At 59.5% G+C, this 20375-nt stretch carries 13 protein-coding genes and 1 pseudogene; 5 read left to right on the top strand and 9 right to left on the bottom strand.

Annotated features, from left to right (window positions below; translation table 11 throughout):
- Positions 1 to 37: 37 nt before the first annotated feature.
- Complete coding sequence (locus HU754_RS03400; RefSeq protein ID WP_093430119.1) at positions 38 to 877, bottom strand: 23S rRNA (adenine(2030)-N(6))-methyltransferase RlmJ; 840 nt, start codon at positions 875 to 877, stop codon at positions 38 to 40.
- A gap of 512 nt (positions 878 to 1389) precedes the next feature.
- Between HU754_RS03400 and HU754_RS03395 the strand changes: the two genes are divergently transcribed.
- Positions 1390 to 1803 carry a T6SS amidase immunity protein Tai4 family protein gene (locus HU754_RS03395; protein ID WP_186621235.1) on the top strand — a complete coding sequence of 138 codons (414 nt, stop codon included), beginning with the start codon at positions 1390 to 1392 and terminating at the stop codon, positions 1801 to 1803.
- A 108-nt stretch (positions 1804 to 1911) separates the two neighbouring features.
- Here HU754_RS03395 and HU754_RS03390 read toward each other — a convergent pair whose 3' ends face one another.
- From HU754_RS03390 to putP, 4 genes are all read right to left on the bottom strand, one after another.
- Positions 1912 to 2232, bottom strand: a complete 321-nt coding sequence (locus tag HU754_RS03390) for a hypothetical protein (RefSeq protein WP_186621237.1) — start codon at positions 2230 to 2232, stop codon at positions 1912 to 1914.
- Positions 2233 to 2559: 327 nt separating this feature from the next.
- The gene (locus HU754_RS03385) at positions 2560 to 3273 is read right to left on the bottom strand and encodes a DUF4123 domain-containing protein (RefSeq protein ID WP_186621239.1); all 714 of its coding nucleotides are present in this window, start codon (positions 3271 to 3273) and stop codon (positions 2560 to 2562) included.
- Entirely contained in the window at positions 3263 to 5278 is a 2016-nt protein-coding gene (locus tag HU754_RS03380) for a type VI secretion system Vgr family protein (RefSeq protein ID WP_186621241.1), read from the bottom strand. The genes HU754_RS03385 and HU754_RS03380 overlap by 11 nt, the downstream gene beginning before the upstream one ends.
- Positions 5279 to 5629: 351 nt before the next feature.
- Complete coding sequence (gene putP / locus HU754_RS03375; protein ID WP_186621243.1) at positions 5630 to 7114, bottom strand: sodium/proline symporter PutP; 1485 nt, start codon at positions 7112 to 7114, stop codon at positions 5630 to 5632.
- A 458-nt stretch (positions 7115 to 7572) separates the two neighbouring features.
- Between putP and putA the strand changes: the two genes are divergently transcribed.
- Both putA and HU754_RS03365 read left to right on the top strand, forming a co-directional pair.
- A complete protein-coding gene (putA, locus tag HU754_RS03370; RefSeq protein ID WP_186621251.1) occupies positions 7573 to 11526 on the top strand; it encodes a trifunctional transcriptional regulator/proline dehydrogenase/L-glutamate gamma-semialdehyde dehydrogenase in 3954 nt (1317 codons plus the stop codon).
- A 260-nt stretch (positions 11527 to 11786) separates the two neighbouring features.
- Positions 11787 to 13589 (top strand): acyl-CoA dehydrogenase, encoded by a 1803-nt coding sequence (locus HU754_RS03365; RefSeq protein WP_186621253.1) that lies wholly within the window; start codon positions 11787 to 11789, stop codon positions 13587 to 13589.
- A gap of 216 nt (positions 13590 to 13805) precedes the next feature.
- Here HU754_RS03365 and HU754_RS29750 read toward each other — a convergent pair whose 3' ends face one another.
- From HU754_RS29750 to HU754_RS03350, 4 genes and pseudogenes are all read right to left on the bottom strand, one after another.
- Complete coding sequence (locus HU754_RS29750; protein ID WP_371042269.1) at positions 13806 to 14537, bottom strand: methyl-accepting chemotaxis protein; 732 nt, start codon at positions 14535 to 14537, stop codon at positions 13806 to 13808.
- A gap of 135 nt (positions 14538 to 14672) precedes the next feature.
- Positions 14673 to 15698 (bottom strand): annotated as a pseudogene (locus HU754_RS29745) (cache domain-containing protein); the annotation flags it as partial.
- A 144-nt stretch (positions 15699 to 15842) separates the two neighbouring features.
- The gene (locus tag HU754_RS03355) at positions 15843 to 16145 is read right to left on the bottom strand and encodes a cell division protein ZapA (protein WP_064117128.1); all 303 of its coding nucleotides are present in this window, start codon (positions 16143 to 16145) and stop codon (positions 15843 to 15845) included.
- On the bottom strand, positions 16142 to 16372 hold the full coding sequence (locus HU754_RS03350; protein ID WP_007909525.1) for a hypothetical protein: 231 nt from the start codon (positions 16370 to 16372) through the stop codon (positions 16142 to 16144). Before HU754_RS03350 ends, HU754_RS03355 begins: the two co-directional genes overlap by 4 nt.
- 279 nt (positions 16373 to 16651) lie before the next feature.
- On the opposite strand from HU754_RS03350, the gene HU754_RS03345 reads away from it, so the two are divergent.
- Together HU754_RS03345 and HU754_RS03340 are read left to right on the top strand one after the other, a co-directional pair.
- Positions 16652 to 18277 carry a methyl-accepting chemotaxis protein gene (locus tag HU754_RS03345; RefSeq protein ID WP_186621255.1) on the top strand — a complete coding sequence of 542 codons (1626 nt, stop codon included), beginning with the start codon at positions 16652 to 16654 and terminating at the stop codon, positions 18275 to 18277.
- A gap of 322 nt (positions 18278 to 18599) precedes the next feature.
- Positions 18600 to 20342 carry a potassium/proton antiporter gene (locus HU754_RS03340; RefSeq protein WP_186621257.1) on the top strand — a complete coding sequence of 581 codons (1743 nt, stop codon included), beginning with the start codon at positions 18600 to 18602 and terminating at the stop codon, positions 20340 to 20342.
- Positions 20343 to 20375 lie beyond the last annotated feature (33 nt).

Below are 20375 nucleotides of genomic sequence, written 5' to 3'. Positions count from 1 at the left end.
CATTCCCACGCGGAGCGTGGGAACGATCAGTCAGTGATCAGCTCTCGGCAATCAACCAATCCATCTGCCACCCACCCTGAGTCTGCCCCAGCTTCTTCGACAACCACGGCAGCAGCTCACGCAATTCCTCCTCCAGCCCCCACGGCGGATTGGCAATCGCCATGCCCGAACCGTTCAGGCTGTTCGGCGTATCCAGCGGATGCACCAGCAATTCCACGCGCAACAACTTCGGCGCACCGGTGCCGGCCAGATCCTGATAGAAGCGCCGCAACGCACGCTGATCCTTCACCGGATACCAGATCGCCGCTACGGTTTGGCGCATACGGCCAATCGCCTCTTTCAACGACGCCGCGCAACGTTGCATCTCGTCGAGCTGTTCGAACGGCGGGTCAATCAGCATCACCGCGCGCTTTTCCTGCACCGGCAACATCGCACGAGCGACGTGCCAGCCTTCGCCGAGATGAACCTTGACCCGACGATCGCCGGCCATGTTGTCCTTGAGCAGCACGCCGTCTTCCGGGTGCTTCTCGTTGAGCATCACGCGGTCCTGCGGGCGGGTCAGGCGCCGCGCCAGCTCCGGCGAACCCGGGTAATAGCGCAACTGGCCGTCCGGATTCATATCATGCAGAACCTTCATGTAGTCGGCGGTCAGCGCCGGCAGATCCGGTTGATCCCATAAGCGCGCGATGCCTTCCAGGTACTCACCGGTACGGTTGGCCTGATCGCCCTGCAAGTCATACAGACCGATGCCGGCGTGCGTGTCGAGATAGGCAAACGGCTGCTCCTTGCGCGACATCAAGGCGATGAGGCGGGTCAAGGTCAGGTGTTTGAACACATCGGCGTGATTGCCGGCATGGAAGGCGTGACGATAATTCATGGCTGCTCCTGCGAAGGGCGCAAAGTTTACCTTTTACCGCGTGGCAAGTCAGGGGTTCGCAGCCGAGCGGACAAAAGCCTTTCCCTCACCCTAGCCCTCTCCCGGAGGGAGAGGGGACTGACCGAGTGATCTTGCGAGTTACATCGACCTGAAAGATCAGCGTGATCTCAGGTTTGGCCAAGCGAAGATCAGCGCAGAAGTCGGCGCACATCGCCCAAACAACTCGGTCAGTTCCCCCCAAAAAGAACACCACCCTCCAGGCTTGACCAAGCGAAGTTCACCACTGAAGTCGCAGGTCGGCGTACATCACCCAGACAACTCGGTCAGTCCCCAGAAAGAACACCACCCTCCAGGCTTGGCCAAGCGAAGTTCACCGCTGAAGTCGCAGGTCGGCGTACATCACCCAGACAACTCGGTCAGTCCCCTCTCCCTCTGGGAGAGGGTTAGGGTGAGGGGCTTTGCTTTTATGGCGTTAAACTGGCTAGCCATGAACGACAGGAAGTCAAAAACTCATGCGATATCTGATCATCTGCTTATTCAGCCTGCTTAGCCCATACCTCGCCCTTGCCGACGAAACTCACATTGAACAGGCACGCGAGACACTAAAGAACTACGGCCTGAGCCACTGCATTCTGAAGCCATTCAACGAACACTCCGCGCTGGAAAAAGACATCGCACTGTCCGCCAATGCCTATTCCTTCATGGGCAAAGGCATGCATTCCATCCTGCAAAATGAAGACACGCTGCAAGTGCTACACGATCCCTACAAAGAAACCCGAAACTACGTGTTGGCGGCTTACGAGCAGACACCTTCAAACAGCAAATACTCGAATGAAAAAGTAGTGTTTTTTGGGTGCATGAAGGTCTACAACTCCGATGCGTTCAACAGCTTTATTAACTCTCAGGATGCGTACATCCCTGACTGACTAACTGATTTCCTTTAACGTCAGAAGATCGCAGCCTGCGGCAGCTCCTACAGGGCGAACGCCAGTCCCGTGTAGGAGCTGCCGCAGGCTGCGATCTTTTGACCTTTTTCAGGCGGGCATGCCGCGCAGGCGCCTGCCGATGACATCCAGCACATCACAGCCGTCGCGCAAAGGAATCACGCAGAGCTGGGCGAAGTCGCTGAGGATGACGGAGTCGCATTCGACCGAGCCGCGCATGCACATGTTTTCCAGCACCTGGATCACGGCGCGCAGACGATGGTTGGCGGCGTCCATGAGGATGTCGAGGGGCACGTGGGTGTCGATGAACAGCGTCGGCATGTCGCTGCAATTGCCGGTCAGGGCCATGAAGCGGTTGTCAGGATGGGGGATGATCTTTTCGTAGGGTGGAGCCGTTCGTATTGTCGTCATTTCTATCTTCCATAGAGTGTAAGTGAACTGCCGCATTCCTTCCTACGGGATTGGGTGGCAGCCGTGCACGGGAGTAGGAAACCGACCCATGGAATTCGGCCACGCCGAAGCGTGTCCCGCACACAGCCGCCGCTGACGACATTGCTCACACAAGTTACGTGCCGCAATTCAAACAACAGCGCTGATGCACCATAGGTAGAGGGCTCCTACACCCTGCCACCACTCTCGCAGTGACAACGAAAAGACTATCCCTGCAACCCACCGCCCACCAGTTCATGAAAACCGCCGCAACTCGAAGGAATCGTCTGAGACCTTCGCCCCGAAAACTCACTCCGACTCTGCCAGCAAAAACGCCAGTAACGCCGATTGCGACGAATCTTCCGACATTGAAACCTGAAAAAACCGCCTCACCTTGCAACGCAAAACCGCCTCGGGAAAGGCCTCGAAAAGAACCGGATATTCTTCGCTCAACCACTGCAACGCATTGGCCGTTTGCACGTCATTACCCTGCTGCGCCAGCACTGACTCCGGCACCTGCCACCACGGGAATGCCCTTGCCGAAACCTGCGCCCTGCCACCAATTTCCAGCGCATGTCCATTGATCAAACAACGCCCGATCAGCGGAAACAGCTGCACCGCATCCACTTCATTGGCCTGCAGAACCGGCAAGAGAAACCGCCCGTCCCAGAAACGAAAAAACACCGTTTTGCCGCCCGGCATCCACACTTGGGTGAGGCTGCGAAAGTGCGCCACCAGCTCTTCAAGACTCGCCGAAGAAACCGCCAACCATCCCCAGTCCCGCGACTCGGTAGTGGCGACCCAATGCAGAAACTCACTGTCAGCAGCGACAATTCCCACGTAAGGCATCACCGCATCCCACTCGGCATAGATCGTCCCGGCCCAGATCGGACTGGCCGCTTCTGACCAAGCCTTGAACGGCTTTGCCTCGCTGGCATTGCTGAACACCGCGAACAATTGCTCGGATGCGCTCAACGGTTCACGCGCCAGCCAATCAACAGGCAAAAGGGAATCAGGCTGCACAGAGACCGTCCTTGCAACGCTCACACTCTTCGCAGAATGGCGCATCACCTTTAAAACTCATGATTTGTGCAGCGGTGAGCATGGCAGCCGGCGCGGCGGCGAGTTTCTCCGGCAATCCCGGTACAACCGGCGCGGCACTCATCGCCGCCATCGGCGCACCGCCCACAACAATCGGCACGCTGCTGAAAATCCCGCCCGGGCCGATGTTGATCCACTGCCCGCCCGCCTGAATCGTCGCACTCGCGCCGCCGTCGATGACCACTTGCTGACCGGCGCTGACGTGGAATTGCCCACTGGCGCTGATCGCCTGATTACTCACGCGAACATGACGGTCGCCGGTCACGCTCAGATGATCGTCCTGCTTCACTTCGGTCTGGCGCTGCCCGTGGGTGATGCGCTGCTCATCAGCCTTCAACTCATGCCGAGCGGTGCCGGTGACGACGATGCTGCGCTGGTTATCGACCTGCACTTGTTGATCGTTCAACACATGCTGCGTCCAGTTACGCTGGGCGCGCAGATAGATTTCCTCAGCGCCTTTCTTATCCTCAATGCGCAGTTCGTTGTAGCCGCCACCGCCGGGGCTGCTCTGACTACGAAAAATGCTACGAGTCTTGTCCGCCGGCAGATCCAGCGGAATCGGCGTCGCGGCGTTGGGCAGGCAGCCCACGACCAAAGGCTTGTCGGCGTCGGCATCGATGAAACCGACCAGCACTTCCATGCCGACTCGCGGAATCAGCACGCTGCCGTAACGGTCGTGCGCCCAGTTAGTAGCAACGCGTAGCCAGCAACTGGAGTGCTCGTTCAATTCGCCGTCGCGATCCCAGGCCAGTTGCACCTTGACCCGGCCGTACTCGTCGCAGTGGATTTCCGTGTCTTTCGGCCCGGTCACGACCGCCGGTTGATAGCCGAGCATGCGTGGTTTTTCCGGCCCCAGCGCCGGGCGGAAGAACACGTCCCACGGTGCGGCGAGAAAGCTATTACGGTAACCCTGAAATCCCTCGCCATCGCTGGTCACCGATTCCTCCAGCACCTGCGGCTGGCGGCCATGATGCTCGATGGCGGTCAGCAGCCACAGGTCATTCCAGTCGTGGCGCGGATGCTCGGTCAGTTGCAGGAAATGTCCGCAAACCAATGCGGATTCGTCGCTGACGCCCTCAGCCTGACGGTAATCGGCGACATGTCGCTCAAGTGCCCGCTGGGCCAGGTGCTTGCCGGTTTCCCGATCATTGAATTGGCCGGGGAAGTGATAGTCCTCCAGCACCGGGCGCTGCTCGCCGTCGACACGGCTTTGCAACTGCAGCCGCGGCTTTTCGAAGTTGTAGTCGCGTCGGGTGACCACGCTGGTACGGGTTTCGACGCGAACGTTAAAGCGCTGAATCGCCCGCGCGCCAGCGGACATGCCACTGCCCGGCAGATAAACCGTCGACTCGCCCAGACGCGGGAACACGGTCTGGTCATCGCCAAAAACCAACAGGTGACCGTGGGGACCGTGCTGAAAATGGTAATGAATGCCGACCTCGGCACACAGGCGCTGGATAAAGGCCAGGTCACTCTCGGCGTACTGCACGCAATACTCACGCACCGGGTAATCGCTGCCGAGGCGAAATTCAAAAGCATCACGCAGGATCGAATGATCCTTGAGCACTCGCGCGACAATTTGCGGCACCGTCAGATGCTGGAAGATCCGTTGATTGATCCGCTGGCCGAGGTAGGTCAAACGCGGGACGAGGCTTAAGTGATAACGCGTCAGACGTTTCCCGGAATCGCCCTGCCCGACCTGATAAATCTGACCGTGAATACCGGAACCCTGAGCATCCAGGCTCAGAAACGCCTGACAGTGCAACAGGCTTTCGAGGTCCAGGTCGGGCCGTTCACTGACCAGTTCCAGCTCGAAGCGAAAGGGTTGGCTGATGGCTTCCTTGCCCGTGAACTCAAGGACCTTGAGGTCATGTTGGGCGCCTTCGAGGGTCAACGTGAAACGCGGTTGATTGGCAGGCGCGAACATCCGATGTCTCTCTGCAGAATGAAGGGCGGGCGATTCTGCATGAGGGGCAAGGGGTGATGAATGGGTGACGGGAAAATCAGATTTACCCTACTTTCATTGACGAAAAACCCTGCAAAAAGCGGCGCCTTCAACTACAGACAAGTCTCCAAAACCACCGCCGAACCTTGTAGGAGTGAGCCTGCTCGCGATAGCAGTGTGACAGTCAACATTTTCGTTACTGATGAACCGCTATCGCGAGCAGGCTCACTCCTACAGGGGATCGCGGTGAATCAGAGAAATCACAGGCACAAAAAAAACGGCCCGTCTCCTGTAGGAAACGGGCCGTTTTCGGGTGAGCCGAAGCTCAGGGCATTACTTGTTCAGGTGGAAATCTTTTTCCGCCGCGTCGAAGCGCTCCACCATGCCTCTGGTCGGCTCGCCCATCTTGCTGACGATGTAGATGGCCAGGCTGGCGAAGATGAAGCCCGGGATGATTTCGTACAGACCCAGCAGTTCGAAATGCTTCCAGACCACCACGGTGATCGCGCCGACCAGAATACCGGCCAGTGCGCCGTCGCGAGTCATGCCTTTCCAGATAACCGAGATCAGCACAACCGGACCGAACGCAGCACCGAAACCGGCCCATGCGTAGGACACCAGGCCCAGTACGCGGTTTTCCGGGTTGGCGGCCAGAGCGATCGCGATCAGTGCCACCAACAGCACCATGGCGCGGCCGACCCAGACCAGCTCAACCTGGGAGGCGGATTTGCGCAGGAAGGCTTTGTAGAAATCTTCAGTCAGGGCGCTCGAGCACACCAGTAACTGGCAGCTCAGGGTGCTCATGACGGCAGCCAGAATCGCCGACAGCAGGACACCGGCCACCCACGGATTGAAGAGGATCTTCGCCAGTTCGATGAACACGCGCTCAGGGTTCTCGGTCACAGGACCGGCCACTTCCGGGTGTGCCGAGAAATACGCGATACCGAAGAAGCCCACCGCCACGGTGCCACCCAGGCACAGGATCATCCAGGTCATGGAAATGCGACGCGCCTTGGCGATCGATTTCACCGAATCCGCCGCCATGAAACGCGCGAGGATATGCGGTTGGCCGAAGTAGCCCAGACCCCAGCCCATCAGCGAAATGATGCCAATGAAAGTGGTGCCTTTGAGCATGTCGAAGTTGCTTGGATCTTGCGCTTCGATGGCCAGGAACGTGGTGTCGACACCACCGGTGGCCAGCAGCACGATGATTGGCGTAAGGATCAGCGCGAAAATCATCAGAGTGGCTTGTACGGTGTCGGTCCAGCTCACTGCCAGGAAACCGCCGATAAAGGTGTAGGCAATTGTCGCCGCAGCACCGGCCCACAGCGCGGTCTCGTAGGACATGCCGAAGGTGCTTTCGAACAGACGGGCACCGGCCACAATGCCGGAAGCGCAGTAGATGGTGAAGAACACCAGAATCACGATCGCCGAGATGATCCGCAGCAGGCCGCTTTTGTCTTCGAAACGGCTGGCAAAGTAGTCCGGCAGGGTCAGGGCGTCGCCGTTGTGCTCGGTCTGCACGCGCAGACGGCCGGCAACGAACAGCCAGTTCAGGTAGGCACCGATGACCAGACCGATGGCGATCCAGCTTTCAGACAGACCGGACATATAGATGGCGCCCGGCAGGCCCATCAACAACCAGCCGCTCATGTCGGACGCACCGGCGGACAGCGCGGTGACGACGCTGCCGAGGCTTCGACCGCCGAGGATATAGTCAGAAAGGTTGTTGGTGGAGCGATAGGCCATCAAGCCGATCAGCACCATTGCTGCAATGTAGATCACGAACGTGATCAGGGTTGGATTGCTTACGCTCATTGAGTTACGCCCTGGCTTTGTTTTTATGTAGCGGCGGTGGTGAACCGCACGCAAACGACGACGTTTGGCAGACGATCCGGGATCCCGCGCATTTAGGACTGATGTTTCCCCAGGAAAGCCATCAGCCGGTACACCGGGTTATTCCCGGTTGCACCTAGGGCGCGAATGCTATGCAACAAATCAAATAAGGTGCAACCAGTTTCGTGAGAATTAGTTGCACCTAGTCGGATTTATCGACAATCACCCCGTTTTTGCTCCCTTTTGTGGCAGTCATGGCCCTTCGCTAGAAGCAAAAGCACCAAGCAGGAGCAGCACTTTCGTACCAGAAAATAATTCCTGACGAGCTGCCTATTATTCCGACAAAAAAAGGGTTGCACCCGGTTGCACCTCTTTCAGCGCACGGCTAATCTTGCCGCCAGCTGATGCCACGCAACTGTGGCAACCATGAGGATAAAAATATGGCTACCACCACCCTTGGGGTCAAACTCGATGACCCGACCCGCGAACGCCTGAAGGCCGCCGCAACCTCGATTGATCGCACGCCGCACTGGCTGATCAAACAGGCAATTTTCAATTACCTGGAAAAACTCGAGGGTGGTGCAACCCTGACCGAGCTGAACGGTTTGACCGCCAAGGACGCCGATGAGGCGGGCGAAGTGCACACCGATCACGCCCACCAGTGCTTCCTTGAATTCGCCGAAAGCATCCTGCCGCAATCCGTACTGCGTGCTTCGATCACTGCCGCTTACCGTCGCCCTGAGCCGGAAGTGGTGCCGATGCTGATCGAGCAGGCTCGCCTGCCAGCGCCGATGGCAGAAGCCACCAACAAACTCGCCGCTTCCATCGCGGAAAAACTGCGTAACCAGAAAAGTGCCGGGGGTCGTGCAGGCATTGTTCAGGGTCTGCTGCAGGAATTTTCCCTGTCGTCCCAGGAAGGCGTGGCGCTGATGTGCTTGGCCGAAGCGCTGCTGCGTATCCCGGACAAGGGCACTCGCGACGCACTGATCCGCGACAAGATCAGCACCGGCAACTGGCATCCGCATTTGGGCAACAGCCCGTCGCTGTTCGTCAACGCCGCCACTTGGGGCCTGCTGTTGACCGGCAAACTGGTCTCGACGCACAACGAAGCCGGCCTGACGTCGTCGCTGAGCCGCATCATCGGCAAGAGCGGCGAGCCGATGATCCGCAAGGGCGTCGACATGGCCATGCGCCTGATGGGCGAGCAGTTCGTCACCGGCGAAACCATCGCCGAAGCCTTGGCCAACGCGAGCAAGTTCGAAGCCAAGGGCTTCCGTTATTCCTACGACATGCTCGGCGAAGCGGCCCTGACCGAACACGACGCGCAGAAGTACCTGGCGTCGTACGAACAAGCCATTCACTCGATCGGCAAAGCCTCCCACGGTCGTGGGATTTATGAAGGCCCGGGCATCTCGATCAAACTGTCGGCACTGCACCCGCGTTACAGCCGTGCACAGTACGAGCGTGTGATGGACGAGCTGTACCCGCGCCTGCTGTCGCTGACCTTGCTGGCCAAGCAATACGACATCGGCCTGAACATCGACGCCGAAGAAGCCGACCGTCTCGAACTGTCGCTGGATCTGCTGGAGCGCCTGTGCTTCGAGCCGCAACTGACTGGCTGGAACGGCATCGGTTTCGTCATCCAGGCTTACCAGAAACGCTGCCCGTACGTGATCGACTACGTGATCGATCTGGCACGTCGCAGCCGTCATCGCCTGATGATCCGCCTGGTAAAAGGCGCGTACTGGGACAGCGAAATCAAGCGCGCCCAGGTCGAAGGCCTGGAAGGCTATCCGGTCTACACCCGCAAGGTGTACACCGACGTTTCCTACATCGCTTGCGCACGCAAACTGCTGTCGGTGCCGGAAGTCATCTACCCGCAGTTCGCCACACACAACGCCCACACCCTGTCGGCGATTTACCACATTGCCGGTCAGAACTATTACCCGGGCCAGTACGAATTCCAATGCCTGCATGGCATGGGCGAACCGCTCTACGAACAAGTTGTAGGCAAGGTTTCCGAAGGCAAGCTGAACCGTCCGTGCCGCGTGTACGCTCCGGTCGGCACTCACGAAACCCTTCTGGCGTACCTCGTACGTCGCTTGCTGGAAAACGGCGCGAACACCTCGTTCGTCAACCGCATCGCCGACCAGTCGATTTCGATTCAGGAACTGGTGGCCGATCCGGTGGCGCAGATCGAGCAGATGGCCACCGTGGAAGGTGGTTTCGGCCTGCCGCACCCGCGCATTCCGCTGCCGCGTGATCTGTATGGTGCCGAGCGTGCCAACTCCAGCGGCATCGACATGGCCAACGAACATCGTCTGGCCTCGTTGTCCTGCGCCTTGCTCGCCACTGCGCACAATGACTGGAAAGCCGCGCCAATGCTCGGTTGCACTTCCAGCAACGAAACGCCGGCAGCGGTTCTGAACCCGGCTGATCACCGTGATGTGGTCGGTCATGTTCAAGAAGCCACGGTTGAAGACGTCGACAACGCCATCCAATGCGCACTGAACGCCGCACCGATCTGGCAGGCCACCCCGCCGGCCGAACGTGCCGCGATTCTGGAACGTGCCGCTGATTTGATGGAAGGTGAGATCCAGCCGCTGATGGGCCTGTTGGCTCGCGAAGCCGGCAAGACATTCGCCAATGCCATCGCCGAAGTCCGCGAAGCAGTCGACTTCCTGCGTTATTACGCGGTGCAGGCTCGCAACGATTTCAGTAATGACGCCCACCGCCCACTGGGTCCGGTGGTGTGCATCAGCCCGTGGAACTTCCCGCTGGCAATCTTCAGCGGCCAGGTCGCTGCTGCACTGGCTGCCGGTAACCCGGTACTGGCCAAACCGGCCGAACAAACCCCACTGGTGGCGGCTCAGGCTGTTCGCCTGATGCTTGAGGCCGGCATCCCGGAAGGCGTGCTGCAACTGCTGCCGGGGCGTGGTGAAACCGTCGGCGCCGGTCTGGTCGGCGATGAGCGCGTCAAAGGCGTGATGTTCACCGGTTCCACCGAAGTCGCGCGCCTGCTGCAACGCAACATTGCCGGTCGCCTCGACAACCAGGGCCGTCCGATTCCGCTGATCGCCGAAACCGGTGGCCAGAACGCGATGATCGTCGACTCTTCGGCACTGACCGAACAGGTGGTGATCGACGTGGTGTCCTCGGCCTTCGACAGCGCCGGTCAGCGTTGCTCGGCACTGCGGGTACTGTGCCTGCAGGAAGATTCCGCCGATCGCGTCATCGAGATGCTCAAAGGTGCCATGGCGGAAAGCCGTCTCGGCAACCCGGAGCGCCTGTCCGTGGACATCGGCCCGGTGATCGACGCCGAAGCCAAGGCGGGCATCGACAAGCACATCCAGGGCATGCGCGATAAAGGTCGCAACGTGTATCAGGTCGCTATCGCCGACACCGAAGAAGTCAAACGCGGCACCTTCGTCATGCCGACCCTGATCGAACTGGAAAGCTTCGACGAACTGCAACGCGAGATCTTCGGCCCGGTGCTGCACGTGGTGCGCTACAAGCGCAAAGAGATCGATCAACTGATCGGCCAGATCAACGCTTCCGGTTATGGCCTGACGCTGGGCGTACACACGCGCATCGACGAGACCATCGCCAAGGTGATCGACAACGTCAACGCCGGTAACGTCTACGTCAACCGCAACATCGTTGGCGCTGTGGTCGGCGTGCAGCCATTCGGCGGCGAAGGCTTGTCGGGTACCGGTCCGAAAGCCGGTGGCCCGCTGTACTTGTACCGCTTGCTGTCGACGCGCCCTACTGATGCCATCGAACAATCCTTCGCTCGCGGTGATGCTGCCGTGGCACCGGACGTTCGTCTGCGCGACGCCATGAGTAAACCGCTGACCGCGCTGAAAGCCTGGGCTGACAGCAACAAGTTTGCCGACCTGAGCACTCTATGCGTGCAGTACGCTGCGCAATCGCAGAGCGGCATCACCCGCGTGCTGGCCGGCCCGACCGGTGAGAAAAACAGCTACGCGATCCTGCCGCGCGAGCACGTGCTGTGCCTGGCCGAGGTTGAAGGTGATTTGCTGACGCAACTGGCGGCGGTGCTGGCGGTAGGCGGTTCGGCGGTATGGCCGGAGTCCGACATCAGCAAGGCCTTGTTCGCACGCCTGCCGAAGGAGATTCAGGCGCGGATCAAGCTGGTTGCTGACTGGAATAAAGACGACGCGGTGTTTGATGCGGTTCTGCATCACGGCCACTCCGACCAGTTGCGCGGCGTTTGCCAGCAGATTGCCAAGCGTGCCGGTGCGATCGTTGGGGTTCAGGGCTTGTCCCAGGGCGAGACCAACATTGCGCTGGAGCGCCTGGTGATTGAGCGCGCGTTGAGCGTTAACACCGCTGCGGCGGGGGGTAATGCCAGCTTGATGACTATCGGCTAAACCGCTGTAACTCCAGGCGACCGCAACGGTTGCCTGGATTGCAATTCCCCTGTGGGAGCGAGCCTGCTCGCGAAGACGGAGTGTCAGTCGACATCAATGTTGCCTGACCCACCGCTTTCGCGAGCAGGCTCGCTCCCACAGTTGTTCTCGAGCGCCTGTTAAGTCTGCGCGCGGCTTCAACATCACGCTTATCAATCATCCTGTTCAGCCTTTATCAGCACGCCTAGACTCGGCCCAACCCCAATTTCAGGTAGGCCGCCATGTCCGAGACGCTGCTCAGTTCCCGCAATCTGGCTTTCGAGCTGTATGAAGTCCTTGATGCCGAGGGCCTGACCCGGCGTGAGCGCTTTGCCGAGCACAATCGCGAAACCTTCGACGCCGCCATCGGCACCGCGCGCAACATTGCCGAAAAGTACTTTGCGCCACACAACCGCAAGGGCGACGAGAACGAGCCGCGCTACGAAGACGGTCAGGCGATTCTGATTCCTGAAGTGAAACCGGCGGTGGATGCCTTCCTTGAAGCCGGATTCCTCAACGCTGCGCGCAGCTTCGATGCTGGCGGCATGCAACTGCCGACGCTGCTGTCCCAAGCTTGCTTCGCGCATTTCCAGTCGGCCAACGCCGCTTCGACCTCGTATCCGTTCCTGACCATGGGCGCGGCGAACCTGATCGAGAGCTTTGGCACTGAGGAACAGAAACAACGCTTCCTGCAGCCCATGATCGATGGCCGCTTCTTCGGCACCATGGCGCTGACCGAACCGCATGCAGGTTCATCGCTGTCGGATATTCGTACACGCGCCGAGCCGGCGTCCGACGGCACTTATCGCCTGAAGGGCAACAAAATCTTCATCTCCGGCGGCGATCACCCGCTCTCGGAAAACATCGTGCACATGGTCCTGGCCAAACTGCCGGACGCACCTGCGGGCGTTAAAGGCATTTCGCTGTTCATCGTGCCGAAGTTTCTGGTCAACGATGACGGCAGCCTCGGCCCACGCAATGACGTGCTGCTGGCCGGGCTGTTCCACAAGATGGGCTGGCGCGGCACCACCTCCACAGCACTGAACTTCGGCGATAACGGTGAATGTGTCGGTTATCTGGTGGGTAAGCCGCATCAGGGCCTGAGCTACATGTTCCAGATGATGAACGAAGCGCGGATCGGCGTCGGTATGGGGGCGGTGATGCTCGGTTATGCCGGTTACCTGTATTCGCTGGAGTACGCCCGCGAACGACCACAGGGTCGCGTTCCGGACAGCAAAGATCCGACGACGGCGCCGGTGGCGATCATTCAGCACGCCGATGTACGACGCATGCTGTTGACGCAAAAGTCCTACGTCGAAGGTGCATTTGACCTCGGCTTGTATGCAGCGCGCCTGTTCGATGACACCACGACGCTTGAGTCCGAAGCCGAGCGTAAACAGGCCCACGAATTGCTGGATCTGCTGACGCCGATCGTCAAGTCCTGGCCATCGGAGTTCTGCCTCAAGGCCAACGAACTGGCGATCCAGATTCTTGGAGGCCACGGTTACACCCGCGAATACCCGGTCGAGCAGTATTACCGCGACAACCGTTTGAACCCGATTCACGAAGGCACCCATGGCATTCAATCGCTGGACTTGCTCGGGCGTAAATTGGCGCAGAACGGTGGCGCGGGGCTCAAGCAACTGATTCGTCTGATCGCCAACACCGCTGAGCGCGCGACGGCGTATGAATCGCTGACCGCCCTGCGTGAACCACTGGAAAAGCTGGTCGCGCGCCTGCAAACGGTAACCATCGGTTTGTTGACCGACCTGGCACAGGGCAAGGTAAATAGCAGTCTGGCGAATTCGGCGCTGTACCTGAAGGTGTTCGGCCACACGGTGATTGGCTGGCGCTGGCTGGAGCAGGCGATTCGAGCCGAGCAAGGGCTGGCCAAAGCGAATACAGCGGATGCCGACTTCTATAAGGGCAAGTTGCAGGCGGCGCGGTATTTCCTGACGTGGGAAGTACCGGGCTGCCACCATGAGCTGGCGTTGCTGGAAGCGCGGGATGATACGTGCCTGGCGATGCAGGATGCGTGGTTCTGAAGCGCAACCCTCACCCCAACCCTCCCGAAACGTCGGACCGCCCAGAGGGAGAGGGGGCCGACCGAGGTGTCTGGCGCTATACATCGACCTGAAAAACCGCGTCGATTATGGATTCGGTAAAGCACTTTCAGGTCGGCGTACTTCTCAAGCATCCCACATTCAGTCCCCTCTCCCTCCGGGAGAGGGCTAGGGTGAGGGGCTTTTCTGGTTTAACACTCAGCTGAGTTTGAACCCACCCATCTGCCGCGCCAGATCGTCCGCCAACCTCTGCAACATCTGACAATCCTCACGACACGCCCGAACCTCCCCCGCCGTCGCCCGCGCCAGATCAGAAATCCCCTGCACATTACGGTTGATCTCTTCAGTTACCGCCGACTGCTCTTCCGTCGCCGTCGCCACCTGATGATTCATATCGCTGATGCGCTCGACCTGACCGGTAATCGCCGTCAACGATGCCCCGGTGCGCTGGCTCGACTCAACCCCGGTACCGGTCGCCGCCTGACCGGTGCGCATAGACGACACGGCGTTTTCCGCGCCTTGCTTGAGGCTGCCGATCATTTGCTGGATTTCGTCAGTGGATGCCTGAGTGCGGCGCGCCAAGGTGCGCACTTCATCGGCGACAACTGCAAAGCCGCGACCCATATCACCGGCGCGCGCCGCCTCGATGGCGGCATTAAGTGCCAGCAGGTTGGTCTGCTCGGAAACTCCGCGAATCACCGCCAGCACCGAATCAATCGACGCCACTTGATGCGCCAGCTCGCCGACCGCACCCGCCGCTACGCCAATCTCATCCGACATGCTTTCAATATGCTTGATCGAGCCGCCGACCACTTCCCGCGCCTGCATTGCTTCATCCCGCGCGGTTTGCGAAGCGAGTGCCGCGTTACCAGCGTTCTGCGCAATTTCTTGCACGGTCAGGCCCATTTCGTGAACGGCGGTGGCAACCATGTCAGTCATTTCCTGCTGACGGCCGGAACGTTCGGCGGTGTTCTCCACCACTTTCGCCACTTGCCCCACGGCCGTGCGCAGACGTTCACTGGTGGTCAGCACCTCGCCGATCATCCCGCGCTGGCTATCAAGGAAACGGTTGAAGCCCCGGGCTAGATCGCCCAGCTCATCAGCGCGGCTGGAATCTAACCGGTGGGTCAAATCTCCCCCACCGCTACCGATTGCTACCAGCGCGGCTGTTACCTGGCGAATCGGCCGGACCAAACCTTGCGCCAGCCACACCACCAAGGCCAGGCACACCAGCGCCACCGCAAGGCCGATGCCGCCGCTCATCCACATGGCTTTGCGCGCCTCGGCATAGATCTGCGATTGCGGCACTTCGGCCACCAAGGTCCAGCCCAGATCACGCAGAGGCAGGCTGAAGGCGAGGAAGTCTTCACCCTCCCTTTGGAAGCTGCTGCTCACAGCATTTTTTTGACCCATGACGGCTTGAGCAGCGGAGGCGCCAATCTGCTCCGTCAGCGTGCGTTTGCCGCTGAACTGCGCCTCGGGATGCACCTGGATCAAACCGTCGGAACGCACCAGATAGACCTTGCCGCGCTCACCAAAGCTGAAGTTGTGAATCAGCTCCGACAGCTCTTTCATGCTCAGACCAAGCCCGGCCACACCGACCACTTTGCCGGCCTGCTCCACCTTCAAATCAATGAACAGCGCCAACTCTCCGGTCGCCCCGTCGTTGTCGATGTTCAGGGTTCGCGGCTGATTGCTGTCGAGAAAGGAATAGAACCACGCGTCAGCCGGTTTTGAACGGCTGAGGGTGCGATCCAGACCTTTTTCGGTGATGTAGTGATTGGATTCGGTGCCGATGATCAAAGCGGTAAATGCCTTGTGTTCGGCGCGGATGCCTTCCAGATACTGCGCGAAGCCCGCCGTTTTGCTGCTGTCCTCACCCGAGGCGAGCCAGTCGCGGACCATGGTGTTGCTGGCGATATCCTTGGCCGCCGTCAGCGGCTGCACGAGGATGCGTTCGATATCGTTGCGCGTCGCTTCGATGCTCGACGGCAGGGCTTGTTCGACCAGATAGCTCTGGGCGAGGCGGTTGACCACCAGGGTATAAATGCCAACCACGATCAGGATGCTGACCAGCAGGGCGGTGCCCATGCTGAGAATCAGCTGCCATTGAATACTGCGTCGCCACAACTGCATGGAGCACCCCCAAAGAATAAGTGGCCGAAACAATGCAACAGCCGTGCCGATTGTATACAACCAAGTCGACAATCTATTCTTTGGTTGTGCGCACCTCCATCAACCCTGATTGATGGTCTTGGCGATGGTGTCGACCGTGGCGCTGACTTGCTCTTGGTAACGGTCGAGTTCTTCTTTGTGCTGCTTCTTCATTTCAATCTGCTGCGAGCACAGATTCATCGCCGCCAGCACCAGCAAGCGGTCACCGATCAGTGTCGGGTATTTGCGCTTGGTGTCATCCAGCGCTGCCTTGAGCATCATGGCCGCGTCCAGCAGGGTCTGTTCTTCCCCGGCCGGTGCCTTGATCGAATAGTCCTCCCCGAGAATGGAGACGACTTTTACCCCTGCTGTATGGTGGTTCATGCGCTGACAGGACCTGCGTTGACGCGATCAACCAGGGCTTGAATGCGTGCAGCGGTGGCGCCGTGCTTTTCTTCCTGCTCCATCAGGTTCAGTTGCAGGCTTTCGTTTTCATCCTTGGCCTGAGCCAGTTCCGTGGACAGGGTCTGGTTGGTTTGCGCGAGGGTCTGGTTCTGTTGCACCAGGTCGCTGACGAGCTGTTCCAATTGGCTGAGGGATGCTTCCAACATTTTGATCTTCCAAGCGTTTTTCAAAGGGCGCGTACGATAAAGAAAAGTCATCACGGATGCCAGGGTTAAACCGGCGCAAAGCCTTGATTTTCCTGGTGGCCGACCGTTCTCGCGAGTTTTAAAGACTGTGATCTGCCGATCTGGTTCCTGCACTTCGTCGCCCCGGCCCCTATGCGACAAATACGCACAGTGCCTCAAGACTTTAGTCGCATGACCGATAAGTCATCCATATCGCAGTCTCAGCCCGCATGGAAGCGGCCCTCTCTTGGTATCCGCCCCATGTCCCTTCGCAATATGAATATCGCCCCACGGGCGTTTACCGGCTTCGCCCTGATCGGCGGCCTGATGCTGATTCTCGGCGTGTTTGCGTTGAATCAGATGAGCAAAATCCGCGCAGCGGGTGAAGACATCGCTACTGAAAGCGTGCCGTCGATCAAGGCCCTCGATGAATTCACTCAACTGACGCTGCGCCTGCGGGTGCTGTCGTACCGGTTGCTGATCAACCGCGAACCCGACGTGCAGCAAAAAACCATCGAGCTGTTCGAGTTGCGCAATCGGCAGATCGCCGACGCTCAGCGTGCCTACGAACCGTTGATCGACGGCCCGCAAGAACGTGCAGCCTACGATCAGTACGTTCAGCTCCTGGGGCAATACCGTCAACTCGAAGACCGGATGAAAACCCTGTCGCGCAACAATCAGATCGATGAACTGCGGCAGATGCTCAACTCGGATTTGCTGAGCAACTCGGAAGCGGTGAACACAGCCCTGGCGCGCCTGCTGGAGATCAACACCCAGCAAATCGCCGAGACTGATAAAGGCGCGAGCGATCAGTTTTCGATGTCCTTCAACCTTGTGGTCACGTTGTTGGTGATCGCCACTGGCCTGACGTTCCTCTTCGCCTGGCTGCTGACCGTCAGCATCACCAAGCCCATTTCCAAAGCACTGGACGCTGCGGAAACCATCGCCGAAGGCAACCTGACCCAGCCGATCCACGTTGATGGTGAAGACGAGGCAGGACGTCTGCTGGCAGCGATGGCGAAGATGCAATCGAAACTGCGGGACACCCTGCAACGCATTTCCGGCTCGGCCACTCAGCTGGCTTCAGCGGCTGAAGAGTTGAACAGCGTCACCGACGAAAGCGCGCGCGGCCTGACCCAGCAGAACAACGAGATCGAACAAGCGGCCACTGCGGTCAACGAAATGACCAGCGCCGTAGAAGAAGTCGCCCGCAATGCGGTGAGCACCTCCGAAGCCTCGAAGAACGCCACCACTTCGGCTGGCGACGGTCGTGACCTGGTCCAGGAAACGGTCAGCGCGATCGAACGCATGAGCGCCGATGTACAGAGCACTGCCAGCCTGATCGGCGATCTGGCCAATGAGTCCCGTGACATCGGCAAGGTGCTGGATGTGATCCGGGGTCTGGCCGATCAGACCAACCTGCTGGCGCTGAACGCGGCGATTGAAGCGGCGCGTGCCGGTGAAGCCGGGCGTGGTTTTGCCGTGGTGGCGGATGAAGTGCGTGCCCTGGCGCACCGTACTCAGCAGTCGACCAGCGAAATCGAGCGGATGATCGGCAGCATTCAGAGCGGCACCGAACACGCCGTGGATTCGATGCGTAACAGCACCGAGCGTGCCGAGTCGACGCTGAACATTGCTCGAGGTGCCGGCATGTCGCTGGACACCATCAACACCGCCATCGTCGAAATCAACGAGCGCAACCTGGTGATCGCCAGCGCCGCCGAAGAGCAGGCGCAGGTGGCGCGGGAAGTGGATCGTAATCTGGTGAATATTCGTGATCTGTCGGTGCAATCGGCGACTGGGGCGAATCAGACGAGTGCGGCGAGCAATGAACTGTCGCGGTTGGCGCTGGACCTGAACAACATGGTTGGGCGGTTCAGCCTGTAAATTTTGAGATCAAGATCAAAAGCCCCTCACCCCAGCCCTCTCCCAGAGGGAGAGGGGGAAAGGGGGTAGATCGGGGGCCTTTCAGATTTTCAGTTCGACGCGATATTTCAGGTCGATGTACCTTGCACAAACACCGCGATCAGTCCCCTCTCCCTCCGGGAGAGGGCTAGGGTGAGGGCAGCAATCGCCAGCCGAACCCAAACCTCGAATCCCCCAACGTAAAAACCTTTTTGACAGCATCACATTTCAACAGGTTAGAATCGCTGGCACGCAGACTGCATGGTCAGTTTGTGCCCGTCTTTACGCTTCTGGAGTACTGCCTTTGAATGCGACGACCATCAACAGCCTGTTCTTGATCGGCGCGTTGCTGGTAGGTGCAAGCATTCTCGTCAGCTCACTCTCCTCCCGTCTCGGCATCCCGATTCTGGTCATTATTCTCGCGGTCGGCATGGCCGCCGGGGTCGATGGCGGCGGGATCATTTTCGATAACTACCCGACGGCCTATCTGGTCGGCAACCTCGCCCTGGCGGTGATCCTCCTCGACGGCGGTTTGCGCACGCGGGTGTCGAGTTTCCGCGTGGCGTTATGGCCGGCGTTGTCGCTGGCCACGGTCGGGGTGTTGATCACTACCGGGCTGACCGGCATGGCCGCTGCCTGGCTGTTCGATCTCAATCTGATTCAAGGCTTGTTGATCGGTGCCATCGTTGGCTCGACCGACGCCGCAGCGGTGTTCTCGCTGCTCGGCGGCAAAGGCCTGAACGAGCGGGTGACCGCCAGTCTGGAAATCGAATCCGGCAGTAACGACCCGATGGCGGTGTTTCTCACCGTGACTCTGATCGACATGCTCGCCAGCGGCCAGACCGGTTTGCACTGGAACCTGCTGACCCACCTGATCCGCGAGTTCGGCATCGGTGGCGTGATCGGCCTGGGCGGTGGCTGGTTGATGCTGCAACTGGTCAATCGAATCAACCTCGCTGCCGGTCTGTATCCGATTCTGGTGATCGCTGGCGGTCTGGTGGTATTCGCCCTGACCAACGCCCTGCATGGCAGCGGCTTCCTTGCCGTTTACCTGTGCGGTCTGGTGATCGGCAACCGCCCGGTGCGCAGCCGTCACGGCATTCTGCACATGCTCGACGGCATGGCGTGGCTGGCGCAGATCGGCATGTTCCTGGTGCTGGGGTTGCTGGTGACGCCGCATGATTTGCTGCCGATCGCCTTGCCCGCTCTCGGTCTGGCGCTGTGGATGATTCTGTTTGCGCGGCCGCTGTCGGTGATGGTCGGCCTGCTGCCGTTCAAAGCGTTCCATGGCCGCGAGAAAGCCTTTATTTCCTGGGTTGGCCTGCGCGGCGCGGTGCCGATCATTCTCGCGGTTTTCCCGCTGATGGCCGGGCTGCCGAATGCGCAGCTGTACTTCAACCTCGCCTTCTTCATCGTGCTGGTGTCGCTGCTAGTGCAGGGCACGAGCCTGCCGTGGGTCGCCAAGCTATTGAAGGTGACCGTGCCGCCAGAGCCGGCGCCGATTTCTCGCGCAGCGCTGGAAGTACACGTCACCAGCGAGTGGGAGCTGTTCGTGTACAAGCTGGGCGCGGAGAAATGGTGCATCGGTTCGCCCCTGCGTGAGCTGAAAATGCCCGAAGGCACGCGCATCGCGGCACTGTTTCGTGGCCAGCAACTGCTCCATCCGTCGGGTAGTACGGTGCTGGAAGTCGATGATTTACTGTGCGTTATCGGCCATGAACACAACCTCGGCGCCCTCGGAAAGTTGTTCAGCCAGGCGCCGCAACGTGGCCTCGATCTGCGTTTCTTCGGCGATTTCGTACTCGAAGGAGACGCCCAGCTTAAAGCGGTTGCAGCGCTGTATGGCCTGCCGGCCGAGGGCATCGATCCGGACATGACCCTGGGCGCGTTCATTGCCCACAAGGTCGGTGGTGCACCGATCGTTGGCGACCAGGTGGAGTGGAACAACACTCACTGGACGGTTGCGGTCATGGACGGGAACAAGATCGGCAAAGTGGGCGTCAGATTCCCCGAAGGAAGTCGCCCGGGCCCCGGGCTCTTCCTCTAAACTGCGTCCACTCTCACTTGCTTGACCGGTCTC

Origin of the sequence: Pseudomonas zeae (genome assembly GCF_014268485.2) — a bacterium.
Taxonomy (GTDB): Bacteria; Pseudomonadota; Gammaproteobacteria; order Pseudomonadales; family Pseudomonadaceae; genus Aquipseudomonas; species Aquipseudomonas neuropathica.
The sequence above is the reverse complement of the archived record's forward strand: the minus strand, read 5'-3'. Positions and strand labels throughout refer to the sequence as shown.